We start from the raw sequence: 20017 nt of genomic DNA, 5'->3' as shown, positions 1-20017 counted from the left end.
TAAATGGTATCACATATCTTGCTTTCCGTGCAATGTTTTACTACAGAGATTTCGAAATAGTTTGAATAGTTTCAATTGCGCGCTTAGCGTACTCTGCATACCGCTCTTGTTTGTTTTTAATCCGAACGCCAAGATCTTTCAGCAAGCCAAAGTTTGCATTCATCGGCTGGAAGCTTTTCTTGTTTGTCGACGTGATATAGTAAGCCATACTGCCAATCGCCGTTTCTTCAGGAAGTGTGACAAGCTCTTCTCCTTTGACAAAACGAGCCGCATTAATTCCAGCCACTAGTCCCGAAGCCGCGGACTCGACATAGCCTTCAACGCCTGTCATTTGTCCGGCAAAGAATAGATCATCTCTATTTTTAAACTGATAAGTCGGTCTTAAAAGGCTTGGAGAGTTAATAAATGTATTACGGTGCATCACGCCATAACGAACAATCTCTGCTTCTTCAAGGCCTGGGATCAAACGGAATACTTCCTTTTGATCGCCCCACTTCAAATGAGTTTGGAAACCAACGATGTTATATAAAGTACCTGCTGCATCATCCTGTCTTAATTGAACAACAGCGTAAGGTCTTTTTCCTGTTTTCGGATCTTCAAGTCCTACTGGTTTCATCGGACCAAACAGCATCGTTTTCTTTCCTCTTTTCGCCATGACTTCAATTGGCATGCAGCCTTCAAAGAAGATTTCTTTTTCAAACTCTTTTAAAGGCACCGTTTCAGCAGAAATTAACGCCTCATAAAAACGATCGAATTCCTCTTCGGTCATTGGACAGTTTAAATAAGCGGCTTCCCCTTTATCATAGCGTGATTTCAAGTACACCTTATCCATATCAATGCTATCTTTCTCTAGAATTGGTGCCGCTGCATCGTAGAAATATAAATACTCTTCACCTGTTAGTGATTTTAATTCTTTTGAAAGTGCTTCAGATGTAAGTGGGCCAGTTGCGATAATTGTCGGGCCTTCTGGAATGCTTTGTACTTCTTCTTGAAAGACAGTGACATTCGGATGATTCTTCACACGATCTGTGACGTTTGCTGCAAATTCATGACGGTCTACTGCAAGTGCTCCGCCAGCAGGAACTGAGCTTTCATCTGCTGCTGCGATAATCGCCGAATCTAAATGACGCATTTCTTCCTTTAATACACCTACCGCATTCGTCAAAGCGTTCGCACGTAATGAGTTGCTGCATACGAGCTCCGCAAATTTATCTGTGTGGTGAGCTGGCGTTTGTTTGACAGGTCTCATCTCATACAAATTGACTTTAATTCCGCGCTTGGCTATTTGCCATGCAGCTTCACTTCCTGCTAAACCTGCTCCGATCACATTTACAAATTGACTCATTGTACAACTCTCCTATTTCGTAAGTTCTGTTTGATGACATAAAAAAGCAGGTGAACAAGGTTGCTCACCGCTATTTTTGCTGTTCCTCTTTATAATCACAGTTCACACATTGAACTTGAACGCCTTTTTTCAGCTTTTTCTCTACAAGCATATTTTCGCATTTTGGACACTTTCTTTCAATTGGTTTGTCCCAAGAGACGAATTCACACTCTGGAAAACGATCACAGCCATAAAAAATGCGGCGTTTCTTAGATTTTCGTTCAACAATGTTTCCTTCATGACATGTCGGGCATTTGACACCGATATCTTTGACAATTGGTTTCGTGTTACGGCAGTCAGGAAAGTTAGAGCACGCCATGAACTTACCGTATCTACCCATTTTGTACACCATCGGATGTCCACACTCTTCACAATCAACTCCAGCGTATTCAGGCTCAATTTCCACTTCTTGCATCTCTGCTTCTGCTTTTTCTACCCGTTTGGCAAAGTCTTGATAGAAGCTGTCGATAATGCGAACCCATTCAATCGTACCTTCTTCAACGCTATCAAGTTCTTTTTCCATTTTCGCCGTGAATTCCACGTTAATGATTTCAGGGAAGAATTCGATAATTAAGTTGAGTACAATTTCTCCAAGCTCAGTTGGAATAAACCGTTTGTTATCAAGTGCGACATAGCCGCGCTTTTGAATCGTGTCTAATGTTGGTGCATACGTAGATGGACGGCCTATACCAAGCTCTTCAAGCGTTTTGACAAGTCTTGCCTCTGTGTAGCGCGGAGGCGGTTGCGTGAAGTGCTGTTCAGGTTCGATATCTTTTGAAAGAACCGTATCTCCCTCTTTTAGATCAGGAAGCATTTTGTCCTTTTCTTCTAGCTGGTCGTCCTTCCCTTCCACATATACCTTCATAAATCCAGGGAATTTCACCTTACTTCCATTAGCACGGAACGTAAGACCGTTATTTTCAAGATCCACACTCATTGTATCGAGAACAGCTGGCGCCATTTGGCTTGCCACAAATCGTTCCCAAATCAATTTATAAAGACGAAGCTGGTCTCTGCTTAGCACATGTTTGACATCTGCCGGTTTTCTTAGCGTAGAAGTAGGCCTGATGGCTTCGTGCGCATCTTGTGCATTTTCGTTCTTTTTGGCGGTTCGTTTTGTTGTGTTTAAGAAATTCTTACCGTACGTTTGATCAATGAAAGCAGATACTTCTTCAATCGCCGTATTGGAAATACGTGTTGAGTCCGTTCTCATATATGTAATGAGTCCTACTGTACCTTCTTTACCAAGATCTATTCCTTCATATAATTGCTGCGCAATCATCATCGTCTTTTTCGCACGGAAGTTTAGTTTTCTTGCAGCCTCCTGCTGTAGGGTAGATGTCGTAAACGGGACAGCTGGATTGCGTTTCCGCTCTTTTTTCGTCACTTTTTCTACAGAGAATTTGCTACCTTTTAGTTTCGAAAGGATTTCTTTTACATCTTCTTTTGTTTTCAATGGGTGCTTTTTGCCACTCACGCCAAAGAAACTAGCTTCGAAGGTTTCTTTTCCTTTTAGGAATGTACCATCAATTGTCCAGTATTCTTCTGGTTTGAATTCATTAATTTCATTCTCGCGATCAATAATCAGGCGGAGTGCTACAGATTGAACACGCCCAGCACTTAATCCTTTTTTAACTTTCTTCCATAAAATCGGACTGATTTTATACCCAACTAAACGATCTAAAATCCGTCTTGCCTGCTGCGCATCAACCAAGTCCATATTAATCATACGTGGATGCTTAAAGGAATCTTTAATCGCATCTTTTGTAATCTCGTTAAAGACAACGCGGCAATCTGAAGAGAGGTCAAGGTCAAGACTGTGTGCTAAATGCCAAGCAATCGCTTCTCCCTCTCTATCGGGGTCAGCTGCGAGATAGACTTTCTTTGCTTTTTTCGCCGCTGTTTTTAATTCCTTTAAAACGGGGCCTTTTCCGCGAATCGTAATATATCTCGGTTCGAAGTCATGCTCAGTGTCAACACCTAACTGACTTTTCGGTAAATCCCTTATATGCCCCATTGAAGCCTTTACTTTATACTTTTTTCCTAAATAACGCTCAATCGTTTTCGCCTTTGCTGGCGACTCAACGATGACTAAATAATCAGCCATACTCAAAATCCCCCTTAAGAGGTGTTCTCTCTTTATACATTTCACAATTCATATTTATGTTAATTGCACCTATCTAACAGGCAATCGTTAAAAATTCTTTATGATGAACATCATTATAAACACGAAAAACGAAGTGTAAACTTAAATCCTCACTATTATTAAATATTCCTGTGTCGTTTGTCAAACGATATTTTTATGAGAGTTCAGTATATTGAACGCCACGGAAGGAGAATTCCTCTAAAATATCCTTCGTAGAATGAACAAGCTTTGCTCCCTGCTGAATGAGTCTAGCTGGACCTGTGGAATTAGGATCAAAGATTGATCCTGCCACCGCAAACACTTCTTTTCCTTGCTCAAGCGCCTGATACGCTGTAATGAGCGAACCGCTCTTTTCTTTACACTGGATCACGATGGTTCCTTTTGTTAGTGCACTAATTAAACGATTTCTCATTGGAAAGTGCCATTTTTCTGGTTTGATATAAGGCGGATGCTCTGACAAAAGCAAATGATGCTCTCCCATGTATTGAGCCATTTGCACATGTTCCTTTGGATATAAATGCTGGAAACCGCCAGCTACAACACCAATGGTTTTCCCTTTTTTTCTGATGCACTCCTTGTGTGCAAGTCCATCGATTCCTTTTGCTAAGCCACTGACAATCATCCAATCTTCCTTAACAAGTTCACCAACAATTTTCTTCACACATGCTTCTCCATAAGACGATGGAACACGCGTGCCTACTACACCTAAACCTTTTTCTTCATTTAAATATGTTACGTTTCCTTTTAGGAATAACACAGGGGGAGGATCATAAATATGTTTTAGTGTTCTGGGATATAAGGGTGATGTGATGGGAATCATGTGAATGTTTTGCTTTAAATAGGCTTGAACGATGTGTTGAAAAATGGGGAATTCATTTTCTTCAGCTTGTTTTAAGCGGGTAAAGTCGATCGTTTGTAATGATCGATCCTGTTTGTAATGATGTGTTTCTTCATTTATATATAACTCAGGATCAACTTTCCACCATTTTGTTAACAAAGAGGGTGAGATGAGGCCTTTTAAGCGGTGAAAAATCATTCTTTCGGACACGTTGTACATACCATTCCTCCAGTTTAAGATAGAAAGAAGAAGACTTGTCAAAGAACAAGTCTTCTTGTGTCATTAATGCGTTTTACAAGCTTCGAAGAGATTCTTCTCTTTTAGCACTTTAATCAAGGTTTCTCCCATAACAGATGGTGTCTCTGCCACTTCAATTCCACATTCACGCATTGTTTTTACTTTTTCATCAGCTGTTCCTTTACCACCAGAAATAATGGCACCAGCATGTCCCATGCGTTTTCCTGGAGGCGCCGTTTTACCGCCAATAAAGCCAACAACTGGCTTTGTCATATTTGCTTTTACCCATTCAGCTGCTTCTTCTTCGGCCGTACCGCCGATTTCACCGATCATAATGACAGCGTGTGTATCAGGATCTTCATTAAAGGCTTTTAATACATCAATAAAGTTCGTTCCATTTACGGGGTCTCCGCCGATTCCTACAGCTGTCGATTGACCTACGCCAGCCTCCGAAAGCTGATGTACCGCTTCATATGTAAGCGTTCCAGAACGAGAAACAACTCCAACATGACCTTTTTTATGAATGTAGCCAGGCATGATGCCAATCTTACATTCTTCAGGTGTAATCACACCAGGGCAGTTTGGTCCAACAAGTCTTGTCTTCTTACCTTCCATATACCGTTTCACTTTGACCATATCAAGTACTGGAATATGTTCAGTAATACAAATGACTAGATCCACGTCTGCATCAACTGCCTCTAAAATGGCATCTGCTGCAAATGGTGCTGGTACATAGATAACAGAAGCGTTTGCTCCAGTTGTTTGTACGGCTTCAGATACAGTATTAAATACAGGAACTCCTTCTACTTCAGTTCCACCTTTTCCAGGTGTGACACCGCCAACAATATTTGTTCCGTACTCAATCATTTGTTTAGTATGGAACAATGCGGTTGAACCGGTAATTCCCTGAACAATTACTCTCGTATTTTTATCAATAAATACACTCATTTAGGTTCCCTGCCTTTCTGCTCTACTTGACTAAAGATACAATCTTTTCTGCCCCGTCAGCCATAGACTCAGCAGAAGTGATATTTAAGCCTGAATCACTCAGAATTTTCTTCCCTAATTCAACGTTTGTTCCTTCAAGACGCACAACGAGTGGTAATGTTAAGCCGACTTGTTTCGTCGCTTCAACGACACCTTCTGCAATGACATCACATTTCATGATGCCGCCAAAAATGTTCACGAAAATCCCTTTTACATTTTGATCAGATAAGATGATTTTAAATGCTTCCGTTACTTTTTCAGCCGTTGCACCGCCGCCAACATCTAGGAAGTTTGCAGGGTCCCCCCCGTAATGCTTGATGATATCCATTGTAGACATCGCAAGACCTGCTCCATTGACCATACAGCCAATATTTCCGTCTAGGGAAATATAGCTTAGATCATATTTAGAAGCTTCAATTTCCTTTGGGTCCTCTTCATCAAGGTCACGGTATTCTAATATATCTTTTTGTCTATATAAGGCATTGCTATCAAAGTTTAATTTCGCATCAAGTGCCATGACTTTTCCATCGCCTGTTACAACAAGTGGATTAATCTCAGCAATTGAACAATCTTTTTCAATAAACGCGTTGTAAAGGCTAGTCATAAATTTAACAGCTTGGCCAACTAATTTTGTTGGAATATTAATTTTAAACGCTACTTCTCTTGCCTGATAGCCTTGCAAGCCAATCGCTGGGTCGATGACCACTTTGACGATTTTCTCTGGCGTTTTTTCTGCTACTTCTTCAATTTCAGTACCGCCTTCTTCAGAAGCCATCAATACAATTCTTGATGTCGCTCTGTCCAAAACAAGTCCAACATAGTACTCCTTTTGAATATCGCAGCCTTCTTCAATAAGTAAGCGTTTTATTTCGCGCCCTTCAGGCCCAGTTTGATGTGTGACAAGTGTTTTGCCGAGCAATTCCTCTGCAAACCCTTTCACTTCATCTTTTGTTTTTGCAATTTTTACCCCGCCTGCTTTACCACGGCCGCCTGCATGAATCTGTGCTTTTACGACATATACAGAGCTTCCTAGCTCTTCTGATGCTTTCACTGCTTCATCAGGTGTAAATGCTACTTTACCATTTGGAACTGAAACCCCATATTTTCTTAGGATTTCTTTTCCTTGGTACTCATGGATATTCATTTCCCATCCTCCCAACATATGTAGAAACAAAAATTATAAAATAGACTGCGCTTTCATTTTAAAGAATAAAAAAGAGAATGTCTAGGGTTCTATGTAAAATCGTAAAATCCTTCTAAACATTCAAACTTTTATTTTATTAAAAATATAAATTTTTCATCCAAATCACTTATTTTACCTTATTTTTTCATTTTTTGATCTAACCTATAGATAAACGAAAATATTTCTGCTACAGTATCGTATAATGCTTCAGGTATTTCTTCATCAAGCGTTAAATGGCGCATGAGTTCTACTAAATTAGGGTCTTCTTGGATGGGAACTCCTGATTTCTTTGCTTCTTCAATAATATGATCTGCCACATAGCCGCTTCCTGTTGCGATGACTTTTGGCGCCTTTTGTTTTTCTTCATCGTAATGTAGAGCGACCGCTCTTCTAAGCGGTTTTGAATCCTTCATACTCGTAAGTCCAGCCCTTTCTCGCTGATTTTATGAAAGTGTTCATCTAGAAAATGAGACGGATCTATTTGTTCTTGCCTCTTCTTTGCTGTAATACCCGTTAAACTATATCCTAAGGCATTTAAATTCTCTCGAACAGCTGGAATCATCGGATTAATTGTTCCTTGCAGTTCATGGGCTGTCTCAATTGTAATCGCCATGACCTTTTGCTGAATCGTACAGTCTATTAATGTTTCTTCAAGATTTTCCATATTTAAGTAAAACATGAGGCGGCACTGAGAAATATCAATAGAACCATCTTTTTTCTTATGTCCTTTTAAAATAAACGTTAAATCTTGAACACTATGCTTTGAGAAAAGAGGATAGGAGACCATCATCTGACTGACGGTTTGGTTTTCCTGCTGCACGAATAACTGGCCATTCAATCTATGAAACAATTGATCCGCTTCTTTTTTAACGTGCTCCGGTAAATCCGCCTGCCTCACATCATTTAAGACAAGCTTTAGTTGATGAAGCTCCTGACTTTTTACATCCTGGCTGCCTTTTTCCAGTAGTTTCAGCATACCGATTTCATCACGTACACCTATCGCCTTTTTCATCGTCGTAAGTAAATCGAGCACATCGGTTTTATTGCTTAATGTTGGTTCAGTCTGCTGAATGACCTGAGCCAATGCATTCGCCTCTGTTTTTGAAAGGAACGGAAATTCTTTTAGAAGCACGGATGCCTTTGCGTCAGGCTGAGATCCTGCCTGATGGAGCCCTTGAAGCAGTGATGTGAACGGTTTTAAGTCGGGCTGCTGCTGTCCGTCTGCACCTTGCTTTGTCATGCTTGTCAGTATGCGCTCTATTTGCTGAATCGGGATAGGCAGCTGCTTTGGACTTATCAACTGCTGCGCGTTAGGCAGATTGATTGAAACTGTCTGACGCCCTTGGACGATTGAAGCTTGGCTATTCTCTGTTTGCTGAGACGGATTGAAATGAGATGGCACTGTCATACTGCCTCCCTGCTTCACTTGGCCTTCTTTCGCTGTTAGAAGCACCGATAAGAGCTTTTCTGCATGAACAGTAGTCTCAGCATCTATGACTGACCGAACGGCTTGTGTAAGGGCCTGTGTGGCATCTGATTGCTTTGGCAGCTGTGTTAAACGATCTAGCAGCGCTTTTATATCCTGATGAAGAGCAGAAGATGATTTCACTGCTAATATCGATTGGAGAACCCCTTGCTGAATCGGTAAATCTTTCTTCAAAGCAAACAGGAGTGCCTGCAGCCCTTTTTTGACATCGGCTCCTTGAAACTGTTCGATCCATTTCACTGCCGTTTTTAACTCAGCTTCATTGATGACCGATTTTTCTTTTAAAAAGGCTGTAGCCGTTAATATGTTTTCAATCCCATTTTTAAGTGACAGGCCTTCTAATAGTTTGGCTGCTGCATCCTTTAACGTCTTGGGATCTTGATCAAATTGTTGAACGGGCCTTAGTTTATTGAGACTGCCTCCACCCTCTTGTTCAAATTGGAACCAATAGAATGCATCCGCTTTTAGCTGAGCTGCTAGCTGCGCTTTTATTTTGGTCGAGCCTATTTGAACAAGCGCTGTATCATCTCCAAGCATTTTAAGTACTTTTCCGAGAATCAGCCGGTGCACATTTTCCTTTCCTTCGGTGTTTAATGGAACAGATTCTGCCGTATTTAACCGGCTATTCAGTGCTGTATGTATGTCTTCCACTCTTGTCATCACAGGCAGCCTCCTTATGTCAAAAATTTATGAAATGACGGATTTCACTGGTGCAAACGATAATCGATGGATGGGGGTGGCACCGTGTTTTTGAATGGCAGCCAGGTGCTCTTTCGTTCCGTACCCTTTATGTTTTTCAAACTGGTACTCAGGGTATTGACGTCCATACTCCTCCATCATCTGATCCCTTGTCACTTTCGCAATACATGCACCAGCTGCGATGGATGCACTTTTTGCATCTCCTTTGATGATATTCTCCTGGTGAGTAGGAAGCGGGAGTGTCATTGCATCTATGAGTAGATAATCAGGTGTATGAGTTAACTGCTCCACAGCTCTCACCATCGCCAGTCTTGATGCTTCGTAAATATTGATTTCATCAATCGTAGCCGCATCAACAATGCCGATTCCGATATCGAGTGCTTTTTCTTGAATCAAATCATAATAAGCCAATCTTTTTTTCTCAGATAGTTGCTTTGAGTCGTTTAAACCGAGCAGGACTGTTTCTTCTTTTAATATGACAGCTGCTGCGACAACTGGGCCTGCCAGCGGGCCTCTTCCTGCTTCATCTATACCTGCAATACACGTGTATCCTTGCGCCTTTGCTTGGTTTTCAAATTGCATCATTTGATTCCATGCTGCACGAAGTTCTTGCTGCTTTTCTCTCTCTTTGTGCCACTTTTCTATAAGCTTTTGGACACTTTTTCTTGTATCATCTTTTACAAGCTCACGAATGTATGACTCGTCGTGCGAATGCTTTTCTATCAGTTCTTTTATTTGTTTCACAGTGTACATAGGCTCTTTCGCAGCCTCCTTCTTTATATCGGCAGTTTTTCACAAAAAATAAAGACCCGCATGAGCTGCGTGTCTTTTAGCTTTCAGGCTTCTCAAAAGTGAGGGGACCAAATTTTTCAGTTCGAATATCCCGAATAATGATTTCGGTGGTTTTGTCGTAATTAATGAATCCTCCGCTCATCAGACAGCCGCGCTTTGTGCCAATTGCATCAAACAGCTCAACCGTATCTTCAGGTATATCTGCGAGGTCATAGCGTTTTTTTAATCGCTCTGGATAGTTCTCTTCTAGAAAACGCAGTGCATACACGGCGACATCCTGTAAGTTGATGATTGAATCTTTGATCGCTCCAGTAACCGCCAGCCTGAGTCCTACTTGCTCATCTTCAAATTTTGGCCAGAGGATTCCAGGGGTATCGAGCAGTTCAAGTTCTTTCCCTACCTTCACCCATTGCTGTGATGTGGTAATACCAGGCCTGTCTCCTGTTTTGGCGATGTTCTTTTTTGCTAAACGATTGATCAAGGTCGATTTCCCGACATTGGGAATCCCGATAATCAGCGCTCGAATCGCACGCGGCTTGACGCCTTTTGCTTTCATGCGGTCGAATTTTTCTTTTAAGATTTCTTTTGAAGTCGTGATGATCTGATTTAACCCTTGTCCATCGACAGAGTTAATGGCAAGTGACCGAACGCCTTGCTGCTCAAAATACGCCTGCCACTCCTTTGTCATACGAGGATCTGCTTTATCTGCTTTGTTTAAGAGCATGATTTTAGGTTTATTTTGAAGGATTTCTTCGATCATTGGGTTTCTAGAGGACATCGGGATTCTTGCATCCGTTAATTCAAATACAATGTCGATGAGCTTTAATTTTTCTGTGACTTCACGTCTTGCTTTTGCCATATGGCCTGGAAACCATTGAATCGTCATAGGTGCACCTTCTCTCTTCTATTAGTTGTCTATATACATTGTACAAAAAAAGAGCCTGTTACGGGTAACAAGCTCTTTCCTTTGATATCATTATCGTCTGATTTCTTTGATACGAGCCGCTTTACCGCGAAGTTCACGTAGGTAGTAAAGTTTCGCACGACGTACCTTACCGTGACGTACAACTTCGATGTTAGCGATTTTTGGTGTGTGTACAGGGAATGTACGCTCAACGCCTACACCGTAAGAAATCTTACGAACTGTGAAAGTTTCGCTGATTCCACCACCACGACGCTTAATTACAACACCTTCAAAGATCTGGATACGCTCACGAGTACCCTCGACAACTTTAACGTGTACACGTAAAGTGTCACCAGGACGGAACGCTGGAAGATCAGTGCGTAATTGTTCTTTTGTGATTTCTTCAATCAAATGTTGCATCGTTTTCAACTCCTTCCAACAGATGCTCATGTCCTCTTTCTTCATTGCAGCGGAACATCGTTTTCAAACTTGAATCGGCAAGCCGTCCAAGTCACAAGTAGTATCATACCATACCTCTATGCCCTGTGCAATACAATCTAGTCATTATGAAGCTGCCAAAGCCATCTTTTTTCTTCATCCGTTAAAGTTTTGCATGAATCAATCAAATCTGGCCGTCTTGTATAGGTTCGCTTCAAGGATTCTTTGCGCCGCCACTCTTCAATTTTGGCATGATTTCCAGAGAGGAGCACATCCGGCACTTTTAGTCCTTTATAATCGGCTGGTCTTGTATAGTGCGGGTGCTCAAGCAGACCTGTACTAAATGAATCTTCGATGTGAGACGCTTCTTTTCCAAGCACATGAGGCAAAAGCCTGACCACACTGTCTGCAATCATCATCGCCGGCAGCTCTCCGCCTGTGAGAACGAAATCTCCAATTGAAATTTCATCTGTGACAAGATGCTCCCTGATGCGCTCATCGTAGCCTTCATAGTGGCCGCAAATGAACATAAGATGCTCTTCTTTTGCAAGCTCTTCTGCCTTCTTTTGTGTGTATCTTTCCCCTTGAGGACAGACAAGAATGATTCGGGGCTTCTTGCTTGCTTTATTCGTCAAATCTTCTACCGCATCAAATACAGGCTGTGCTTTCAGTACCATACCAGCACCGCCGCCATACGGATAGTCATCCACTGTTTTATGCTTATGATCCGAATACTCTCTAAAATTGACGACATGAAATGAGACAGCTTCTTTTTCCTGTGCTTTTTTTAAGATTGATGAGTGTAGCACTCCTTCGAACATTTCAGGAAAAAGCGTTAAAAAGTCAATTTTCATTCGTCAATGAGTCCTTCCATCGCTTCAATGTGTACTGTTTTGGATGAGATATCGATCTTTTTGACGACAGGTGGAATATAAGGTATAAGGGCATCCTTTTTTCCTTTTCTTTCAACGACCCAGACATCATTTGCCCCCGGCGTTAAAATCTCTTTGATGTGGCCGATGAGTTTGTCCTTTTCATCGTATACTTCACAGCCAATGATTTGATGGAAATAAAACTCTCCTTCATCTAATGAAACGAGATGTTCTTTTTCTACTTTTAAAATTGATTCTTTCAATTGCTCTGCTTCATTTAAAGAGCCTATTTCTTCAAATGTGAGCAAATCAAACTGTTTGTGCTGCCGGTGTGATGCTATAGTGACTTTCAGCGGGTCCTTTTGACCTTGCTTAAAAATATAGAGGACGCTTCCTTTTTTGTAGCGCTCTTCCGGGAAATCGGTCTTTGACACAACGCGCACTTCACCGCGCACTCCGTGTGTATTGACGATCTTTCCGACATTCAACCAATCTAGCTCCATGTTCTCAATCACCCCTGACGTATTTCAACAATGGTGCCGTCTTTGACGACAATGACATTATCTTGCATTTTGTCATCCCATTTATCACCTATTTTCACTTCAACCAGCGCATCCACTTCTGTTTCTTTCATTTCACTTCCAAGCGGCAAGATATGCAGCTGCTCTACTTGAAAATCAATTTGTCTGATTTTCTCTTGCCTTTTATCAATGGCTTTTTGAAATTGAGGGATGGCTTCTTGCTGATGTGGTTCTTTTTCATGCTTCTTTAGTTGAAAATATAGCTGATTGCATTCACGTTCTAGTCTTTCTTTTTTCTCCAAAAAAGTCGTTAACAGTTTGTCCTTACTGCTTTCAGTTAATACTTGCATCACGGTGACATGTTGAATGATCTGCATCTTCCTTTTTGTCCCCCTATCCGAAGGCATTTGTCCTCTACAGTATAACGAAAAATAGATTTAAACGTGTAAAAAAAGGGGAGGTCCTAAGCCCTCTCCCTTTTTAGTCAGCAATCTCAAGTTGAACTTTCTTAGAAGACTCTGCACCTGCTGCAAAAATGACTGTTCGTATCGCTTTTGCTGTACGCCCCTGCTTTCCGATCACTTTTCCGGTATCTTCGGCATTGACAGACAGTGTGTAAATCACCTGCTCATCTTTTTCTAATGAAGATACATGAATATCTTCTGGGAAATCAACAAGTGGCTCGACGATGGACACAATCAATTCTTCCAAGGACAGCTCATTCATTATTTGCTGTTTTTCGCATTATGAAATTTTTCAAGAATTCCTTGGCTTGAGAAAAGGTTGCGAACTGTATCAGATGGTTTCGCACCATTTTGAAGCCATTTAAGCGCTAATTCTTCGTTGATTTTCACCTCAGCTGGTGATAACACTGGGTTGTAAGTTCCAACTGTTTCAATGAAACGACCGTCACGTGGTGAACGAGAATCTGCTACAACAATACGATAGAAAGGAGATCTTTTTGATCCCATACGTTTTAAACGAATTTTTACTGCCATTTTACTAGCACCTCCGAAAATATTTCAACAAGATAGTATATTAACAATGATAAAAGGGTTTGTAAAGTGTTTTTTCTTAACAACGGTTTTATCATGTATAACCAATTACATAAATGGTAATTTAAAGCCTTTTTTCTTTCCTTTGGACATGTTGGTCATTTGCTTCATCATCTTTTTCATTTCGTCAAATTGCTTTAAAAGGCGATTGACTTCCTGTACAGATGTTCCGCTTCCTTTTGCAATCCGTTTTCTTCGGCTTGCATTAATGACCTCTGGCTGTTCTTTTTCCTCGGTCGTCATTGATTTAATAATCGCTTCGATGTGATTGAGCTGCTTTTCGTCTACTTGGACGTTTTTGAGCCCTTTCATTTTACCGGCTCCCGGCATCATTTGGATCAGCTCATCAAGTGGACCCATATTACGAACTTGGCCAAGCTGCTCGAGGAAATCATCAAGCGTAAAGCTCATGGTCCTCATTTTTTGTTCAAGTTCTTTCGCCTTATCTTGGTCAACGTTTGCCTGTGCTTTTTCAATAAGTGTGAGCACATCTCCCATGCCAAGAATTCTTGATGCCATCCGCTCCGGGTGGAATGGTTCAATCGCATCAAGCTTTTCTCCTAGTGCAGCGAATTTAATCGGCGTATTTGTGACAGCACGAATCGAAAGTGCTGCTCCGCCTCTTGTATCACCGTCTAGTTTCGTTAGAACGACACCTGTTAAGCCAAGCTGTTCATTAAAGCTTTTTGCTACATTGACAGCATCTTGACCTGTCATAGAGTCAACAACAAGGAAAATTTCTTCTGGATTTGCTACTTCTTTTACTTTCTGAAGTTCATCCATCAATTCCTCATCGATATGAAGACGTCCTGCTGTATCTAAAATGACATAATCGTGGTGTTCTTCTTTCGCTTTTTCAATTGCCTGTTTGGCAATTTCGACAGGACTTACTTGATCACCTAATGAAAACACTGGCATATCAAGCTGTTTCCCAAGGGTTTGAAGCTGCTGGATCGCTGCCGGTCTGTAAATATCTGCAGCCACCATCATCGGCTTGCGATTATGTTTTTTGCGAAGTAAATTGGCAAGTTTCCCAGTTGTGGTCGTTTTACCTGCCCCTTGAAGACCGACCATCATAATGACTGTCGGAGATTTTTTCGCCACAGCGATTTTACTCTCTTCCCCGCCCATTAATTCAGTGAGTTCTTCTTTTACAACTTTAATGACCTGTTGTCCAGGGGTAAGACTTTGCATGACCTCTTGTCCAACTGCCCGCTCGCTTACTTTTTTCACAAAGTCTTTGACTACTTTAAAATTGACGTCAGCTTCAAGAAGGGCAAGGCGTACCTCGCGCATCATTTCTTTTACATCTTGCTCTGACACTTTTCCTTTGCCGCGGATTTTTGAAATCGTCTGCTGCAGTCGGTCGGCTAATCCTTCAAATGCCATACTGTGCCGCCTCCTAATCTAATTTCTCAAGCGATTCAATTAAAGCTTCTGCTTCTTCCTTTTGCGGGGAATCTGCTACAAGCTCTCTCAGTTTATTGAGAAGTTCTTTACGCTCTTTAAATTTCTTAAACAAGAGCAGCTTTTCTTCATATTGTTCGAGCATCGCTTCAGTCCGTTTAATATTATCATAAACAGCCTGTCTTGATACTTCATATTCATCCGCAATTTCACCGAGGGAAAAATCGTCTAGGTAGTAAAGCGACATGTAGCTCTTTTGCTTTGCGGTCAACAACGATTGATAGAAGTCAAACAAGTAGTTCATTCTCGTTGTTTTTTCAAGCGTCATGGGCTCTCTCCCCTTTGTTAAGTTCATTCCCTTTACATCAACTAAGTTTACACGGTTCTCTCCTGTGTGTCAAGTTTTTATCTTGTCACTTCATGAGGCGGTGTATAAACAAAAATGCCAGCAACTTAGCCGGCATTTTTGTTAGTCTTCTTGATCAATCACGTCTGAAAATAAACCATACACATATGATTCTGCATCGAACTCTTGTAGATCGTCCACCTTTTCACCTAAACCGACAAGCTTCACTGGGATGTTCAGTTCATTTCGAATCGCAAGCACAATTCCGCCTTTTGCAGTGCCGTCAAGCTTTGTTAAGGCAATTCCTGTCACATTTGTCGCTTTAGAAAATTCCTTCGCTTGTGCCATGGCGTTTTGACCTGTTGTTGCATCAAGGGCAAGCAGTACTTCGTGCGGTGCATCTGGGACCTCGCGCTCAATGACTCTTTTGACCTTCTCCAGCTCTTTCATCAAGTTGACTTTGTTTTGAAGTCTTCCAGCTGTATCGCAGATAAGGACATCCGCATTTTTCGCTTTTGCTGACTGAACGGCATCAAAGATTACCGCTGCTGGATCAGAGCCCGCCGTCTGTTTGACGACAGGGACACCTGAACGCTCTCCCCATACTTCAAGCTGCTCAATGGCACCGGCACGGAACGTATCTCCTGCTGCTAATATGACGGATTTTCCTTCATTTTTCAGCTTGTTTGCAAGCTTACCAATGGTCGTTGTTTTCCCAACGCCGTTGACGCCCACAAATAAAATGATATTTAAACGCCCGTCTTCGATGTTCAGCGCAGAGATTTGTTCCTCTCCGCTATTGTAGATGTCAACAAGCTTTTCAGAGATGACCACCTGTACTTCACTTGGGTCTTGAATGTTTCTTAATTTTACTTCTTTTTTCAGCTCATCAATCAGTTCCATCACGGTCGTGAAACCGACATCAGCGCCGATAAGAACTTCTTCTAATTCTTCAAAAAAGTCTTCGTCGACCTTACGATAGCGAGAAATCAGTTCATTTACTTTTCCTTGGAATGAGTTTCTCGTTTTTTCAAGTCCATCTTTAAACTTTTCTGATACTGAATCGGTTTGCTGCGTAAATTTTTCTTTTAATTTCTTAAAAAAGCTCATTGGTTCATAGACCTCCTTTTATTACTGGACAAGCTCTTTCGTTTCTTCTAGTTTAACGGATACTAGTTTTGAGACGCCTGACTCCTGCATTGTGACACCGTACAGGACATCTGCTTCTTCCATTGTTCCCTTGCGGTGCGTAATGACAATGAACTGTGTTTCTTCGCTGTATTTCTTTAAATATTGCGCAAAACGGAAGACATTGGCTTCATCAAGCGCTGCTTCTACTTCATCTAACACGCAGAATGGAACAGGTCTGACTTTTAAGATGGAAAATAGTAAAGCGATCGCTGTTAATGCTCTCTCTCCGCCTGAAAGCAGGCTTAAATTTTGCAGCTTTTTCCCCGGCGGCTGCGCGACAATATCGACGCCAGAGTTGAGTAAATCGTTTGGATCGGTCAGCTTCAGGTCTGCTCTTCCCCCGCCAAATAATGCTTGGAAAACAGATTCAAAATGCCCGCGGATTTGAGAAAATGTCTCAGAGAAACGCTTCGTCATTTCTTGATCCATTTCTTCGATGACTTGGAATAACGTATTTTTCGCTTCTGTCAGATCATTTCGCTGTTCTGTTAAGAAGAGATAACGTTCATTCACGCGTTCATACTCATCAATACTGCCTAAGTTCACTGTTCCAAGCTCTTCAATGGCTAGTTTGATCAGTTTCACTCGTTTTCTTGCTTCATCTGGCGTTAATGTCAGATGGTACATTTCTTTTGCTCCTTCAAACGAAAGTGCATATTCTTCGTTCAAATAGGCGATAAGATTATCGAGCTCAACCTCCATGCGGCCAAGCTTGATCTCTTCATCTTTTAAGCTTGTGGTGAGCTGCTTGTAAAGACGTTTTTGCTCTTTGAGTTCACGTTCAGCAAATTCTAATGTTTCTGAAAGAGCCAGGCGCTGTTTACGACGCTCGGAAATGAGTGCTGTCGTTTTATTTTTATTTTCAAGCTTCTCTTTCGCAGCTTCTTCCAGCTGTTCTGCTCCGCTTGAGCTTGATGACATTTCATTTGTTAAGAGTGACAGATCTTCTTTTGTTTCAATCAGCGTCTGTTCCGCCTCTTCCAATTCAGCCATCAAGATCGAAAGCTTCTCTTGTTCATTGGCTAAGGACTGCTCTTTTTTCGCAAGCGAGATTTTCAGCTCTGTTAATTCCGCAGAAATGGTTTCTTTCGTTGAGCTTTGGGTCTGCTTACGCTTTGTTAATGTGTTGATCTCTTCATCAAGAGACGTCAGTTTCTCACCTATAGAGGCTTCAAGGGTGACCTGCTCTTTGTCTTTACTCGCAAGTTCAGAAGAGCGCTGCTGCAATTCTGCTTTTTCTTGATCATAGATCTCTAGATGAGAGTTAATATTTTTTTCTGCTACTTGCAGTTCGTATAGTTTCCCTTTGAGCTCTTGCTGCTTTTCTCGAAGCGTCTCACCGCGCTGACGCAGTTCATTTAATTGGGTTTCACTTGCTGCAATCGATTGCTTCGTTTCTTTTGTTTCTTTTTCAAGAATCGTTGTTTTTTCTTCCATTTCTACGAGCTGCTTCGTCAATGTTTCGATCTCTCGATTTCTTGAAAGAAGGGAATTGCTCTTTTTCTTCACGCCGCCCCCGGTCATTGAACCACCTGGGTTGACAACATCCCCATCAAGGGTCACGATGCGATAACGATGTCCGAGCATTTTCGCCAGTTCATTGGCGCCTTTTAAATCTCTGACAATTAGGACGGTTCCAAGCAAGTTCTGAATGACCTTTTGGTACTTTTCGTCAAAAGAAACGAGGTTACTCGCTACGCCGATAAACGCTGCATGCTGCTCAGCGGTTTGGACGTCTCTGAACTGAATGGTTCTTTCTTTGATCACGTTCATTGGCAGGAAGGTCGCACGTCCAAAGGAATGCTGCTTCAAGTAACCAATAGCCTGTCTCGCCGCTGCTTCATTTTCCGTAACCACGTGCTGCGTTGCTGCACCTAGCGCAATTTCAATCGCTGTCTCATGCTGCTGATCTGTTTGAATCAGCTCTGCAATGGCACCGTGAATACCGCCTAACCGGTCCTTTGCCTTTAAGACCTCTTTCACTCCTTGGAAAAAGCCTGAGAAGTCTTCCTGCATGGATTCAAGCATCTCTTTTTTTGAATTTGCCTGCTGAACATATTGATAGGCTTGATAAAGAGTCGTTTCTTTTTTTTCGTATTGACGTTTCATTTGCTCAAGCTTTTGTTCTGCCTCTCTAAAGCGTTTCACCTGAGTCAAAATGTCTTCTTCTAGTTCTGAAAGCTGCTGCTCAGCTTCCGTTTTCTGCTCTTTGACAGACACACGTTCTTCGATATGTTTCTGATTATTTTGCGTTAGACGCTCTAGCTGCATGGCCGCTTGGCGCTGCTGCTCTTCTAGTAATTTACGTTCATTGCGGATTGAAGCCTGTTCATTTAGCAGATCAAAATAATCGCTTTTCAGCTGTTCAATTTGACCTTCCACATCTTCACTGTGAAGTGACAGTTGATGCTGTTTTGTTTTCACTTCATCTTTTAGCTGCTGCACTTCTTTTTGCAGGCTGTCCCGTGTGATTTTCTGCTGCTGAATCTTTTCGGTTAACAGCGCCTGCTTTTTAGTTAAGCGAACAAGCGTTTCCTCCAGCTGTCCTTGGTTGGCGGCTGCATTTTTTTTTCGTTCTTTTAGAACTTCTTTTTTCCCTTCAAGCTTTTCTAATTCCTCACTTGTGAACAGAAGGACTTCTTGCAGGTCATTAATGGATTCGTCCAGCGCCTGAATTCGGTCTCTCGACTCTTCAATTTTGGCTTCTTTTGCTTGAATGTCTGTGGACTGCTTCATTTCATCTTGTTTGAACCGCTCGACAGCTTCTCCAAGTGTTGTCCATTTTTCGTGAAGCGCTTCGATATCATGAACGGTTAGGGCGATTTCTACATTTTCAAGCTCTTCTTTTTTTTGCAAATAGTCCTTTGCAATGGATGCTTGCATTCTTAATGGTTCTACTTGTTCTTCTAGTTCATGCAGAATATCTTCTACTCGGTTTAAGTTGTCCTGCGTTTCAAACAGTTTATTCTCAGCTTTTTTCTTTCTTGTTTTATATTTCAAGACACCAGCCGCTTCTTCAAAGATACTTCTTCTCTCTTCTGCCTTACTCGATAGAATTTCCTCTACCTTTCCTTGACTGATGATAGAAAAAGCTTCCTTACCAAGGCCTGAATCCATGAAAAGATCAATAATATCCTTTAAGCGGACAGATTGATTGTTTATGAGAAATTCACTTTCTCCTGAACGATACACCCTTCTTGTTACACTGACTTCGTGAAAATCGATCGGTAAAAAGTGATCTTCGTTATCTAACGTTAAAGTCACCTCTGCTAGGTTGACTCTTTTTCTTGAGTCACTTCCTGCAAAAATGATGTCTTCCATTTTTCCTCCGCGGAGACTTTTCGCCGATTGTTCTCCAAGTACCCAGCGGATGGCATCAGTAATATTACTTTTACCGCTTCCGTTAGGTCCAACAACAGCTGTGACACCTTTGACAAAGTCCACGGTCACTCGCTGTGCAAAAGATTTGAATCCTATCACGTCTAAACGTTTGAGGAACATGAGAGTGATCCTCCTTATGTATTTAAAGTA

19 protein-coding genes are annotated in these 20017 nt (G+C 41.6%); all 19 read right to left on the bottom strand.

Features of this window, described 5'->3' with window-relative positions:
- Positions 1 to 40: 40 nt before the first annotated feature.
- The 19 genes from trmFO to smc all read right to left on the bottom strand — a co-directional run bounded on the left by trmFO (position 41) and on the right by smc (position 19987).
- Positions 41 to 1345 (bottom strand): FADH(2)-oxidizing methylenetetrahydrofolate--tRNA-(uracil(54)-C(5))-methyltransferase TrmFO, encoded by a 1305-nt coding sequence (trmFO, locus tag NPA43_RS07680; protein WP_034317774.1) that lies wholly within the window; start codon positions 1343 to 1345, stop codon positions 41 to 43.
- Between the two features lie 70 nt (positions 1346 to 1415).
- A complete protein-coding gene (gene topA, locus NPA43_RS07675) occupies positions 1416 to 3491 on the bottom strand; it encodes a type I DNA topoisomerase (protein ID WP_099725873.1) in 2076 nt (691 codons plus the stop codon).
- Positions 3492 to 3684: 193 nt separating this feature from the next.
- Complete coding sequence (dprA, locus tag NPA43_RS07670) at positions 3685 to 4587, bottom strand: DNA-processing protein DprA (RefSeq protein WP_256499558.1); 903 nt, start codon at positions 4585 to 4587, stop codon at positions 3685 to 3687.
- A gap of 63 nt (positions 4588 to 4650) precedes the next feature.
- Positions 4651 to 5553, bottom strand: coding sequence for a succinate--CoA ligase subunit alpha (sucD, locus tag NPA43_RS07665; protein ID WP_099725875.1), 903 nt, complete (start codon positions 5551 to 5553; stop codon positions 4651 to 4653).
- Positions 5554 to 5575: 22 nt separating this feature from the next.
- Positions 5576 to 6736 carry an ADP-forming succinate--CoA ligase subunit beta gene (sucC, locus tag NPA43_RS07660; protein WP_024426972.1) on the bottom strand — a complete coding sequence of 387 codons (1161 nt, stop codon included), beginning with the start codon at positions 6734 to 6736 and terminating at the stop codon, positions 5576 to 5578.
- Positions 6737 to 6912: 176 nt separating this feature from the next.
- Entirely contained in the window at positions 6913 to 7188 is a 276-nt protein-coding gene (locus NPA43_RS07655) for a FlhB-like flagellar biosynthesis protein (protein ID WP_099725876.1), read from the bottom strand.
- A complete protein-coding gene (locus tag NPA43_RS07650) occupies positions 7185 to 8921 on the bottom strand; it encodes a glycosyltransferase (RefSeq protein ID WP_256499557.1) in 1737 nt (578 codons plus the stop codon). Before NPA43_RS07650 ends, NPA43_RS07655 begins: the two co-directional genes overlap by 4 nt.
- A 27-nt stretch (positions 8922 to 8948) precedes the next feature.
- Positions 8949 to 9713: a ribonuclease HII gene (locus tag NPA43_RS07645; protein ID WP_256499556.1), complete on the bottom strand. Its 765-nt coding sequence runs from the start codon at positions 9711 to 9713 to the stop codon at positions 8949 to 8951.
- Positions 9714 to 9789: 76 nt separating this feature from the next.
- On the bottom strand, positions 9790 to 10638 hold the full coding sequence (gene ylqF, locus NPA43_RS07640; RefSeq protein WP_099725878.1) for a ribosome biogenesis GTPase YlqF: 849 nt from the start codon (positions 10636 to 10638) through the stop codon (positions 9790 to 9792).
- A 90-nt stretch (positions 10639 to 10728) separates the two neighbouring features.
- Positions 10729 to 11076 carry a 50S ribosomal protein L19 gene (gene rplS, locus NPA43_RS07635; RefSeq protein ID WP_003212364.1) on the bottom strand — a complete coding sequence of 116 codons (348 nt, stop codon included), beginning with the start codon at positions 11074 to 11076 and terminating at the stop codon, positions 10729 to 10731.
- A 137-nt stretch (positions 11077 to 11213) separates the two neighbouring features.
- A complete protein-coding gene (trmD, locus tag NPA43_RS07630; protein WP_099725879.1) occupies positions 11214 to 11948 on the bottom strand; it encodes a tRNA (guanosine(37)-N1)-methyltransferase TrmD in 735 nt (244 codons plus the stop codon).
- The gene (gene rimM / locus NPA43_RS07625; protein WP_256499555.1) at positions 11945 to 12469 is read right to left on the bottom strand and encodes a ribosome maturation factor RimM; all 525 of its coding nucleotides are present in this window, start codon (positions 12467 to 12469) and stop codon (positions 11945 to 11947) included. The genes trmD and rimM overlap by 4 nt, the downstream gene beginning before the upstream one ends.
- Before the next feature lie 8 nt (positions 12470 to 12477).
- Positions 12478 to 12864 (bottom strand): YlqD family protein, encoded by a 387-nt coding sequence (locus NPA43_RS07620; RefSeq protein ID WP_024424191.1) that lies wholly within the window; start codon positions 12862 to 12864, stop codon positions 12478 to 12480.
- A 103-nt stretch (positions 12865 to 12967) separates the two neighbouring features.
- Positions 12968 to 13213, bottom strand: coding sequence for a KH domain-containing protein (locus NPA43_RS07615; RefSeq protein ID WP_099725881.1), 246 nt, complete (start codon positions 13211 to 13213; stop codon positions 12968 to 12970).
- Positions 13213 to 13485, bottom strand: a complete 273-nt coding sequence (rpsP, locus tag NPA43_RS07610) for a 30S ribosomal protein S16 (RefSeq protein WP_003212139.1) — start codon at positions 13483 to 13485, stop codon at positions 13213 to 13215. Before rpsP ends, NPA43_RS07615 begins: the two co-directional genes overlap by 1 nt.
- Positions 13486 to 13590: 105 nt before the next feature.
- Entirely contained in the window at positions 13591 to 14931 is a 1341-nt protein-coding gene (ffh, locus tag NPA43_RS07605) for a signal recognition particle protein (RefSeq protein ID WP_230031480.1), read from the bottom strand.
- Positions 14932 to 14944: 13 nt separating this feature from the next.
- The gene (locus NPA43_RS07600) at positions 14945 to 15277 is read right to left on the bottom strand and encodes a putative DNA-binding protein (protein ID WP_099725883.1); all 333 of its coding nucleotides are present in this window, start codon (positions 15275 to 15277) and stop codon (positions 14945 to 14947) included.
- A gap of 141 nt (positions 15278 to 15418) precedes the next feature.
- Positions 15419 to 16405 carry a signal recognition particle-docking protein FtsY gene (gene ftsY, locus NPA43_RS07595; protein WP_099725884.1) on the bottom strand — a complete coding sequence of 329 codons (987 nt, stop codon included), beginning with the start codon at positions 16403 to 16405 and terminating at the stop codon, positions 15419 to 15421.
- Between the two features lie 21 nt (positions 16406 to 16426).
- On the bottom strand, positions 16427 to 19987 hold the full coding sequence (smc, locus tag NPA43_RS07590) for a chromosome segregation protein SMC (RefSeq protein WP_256499554.1): 3561 nt from the start codon (positions 19985 to 19987) through the stop codon (positions 16427 to 16429).
- Positions 19988 to 20017: the final 30 nt, after the last annotated feature.

It is taken from the genome of Bacillus pumilus, assembly GCF_024498355.1.
Lineage (GTDB): Bacteria > Bacillota > Bacilli > Bacillales > Bacillaceae > Bacillus > Bacillus pumilus_P.
This window is presented reverse-complemented; position numbering and strand designations above follow the sequence as displayed.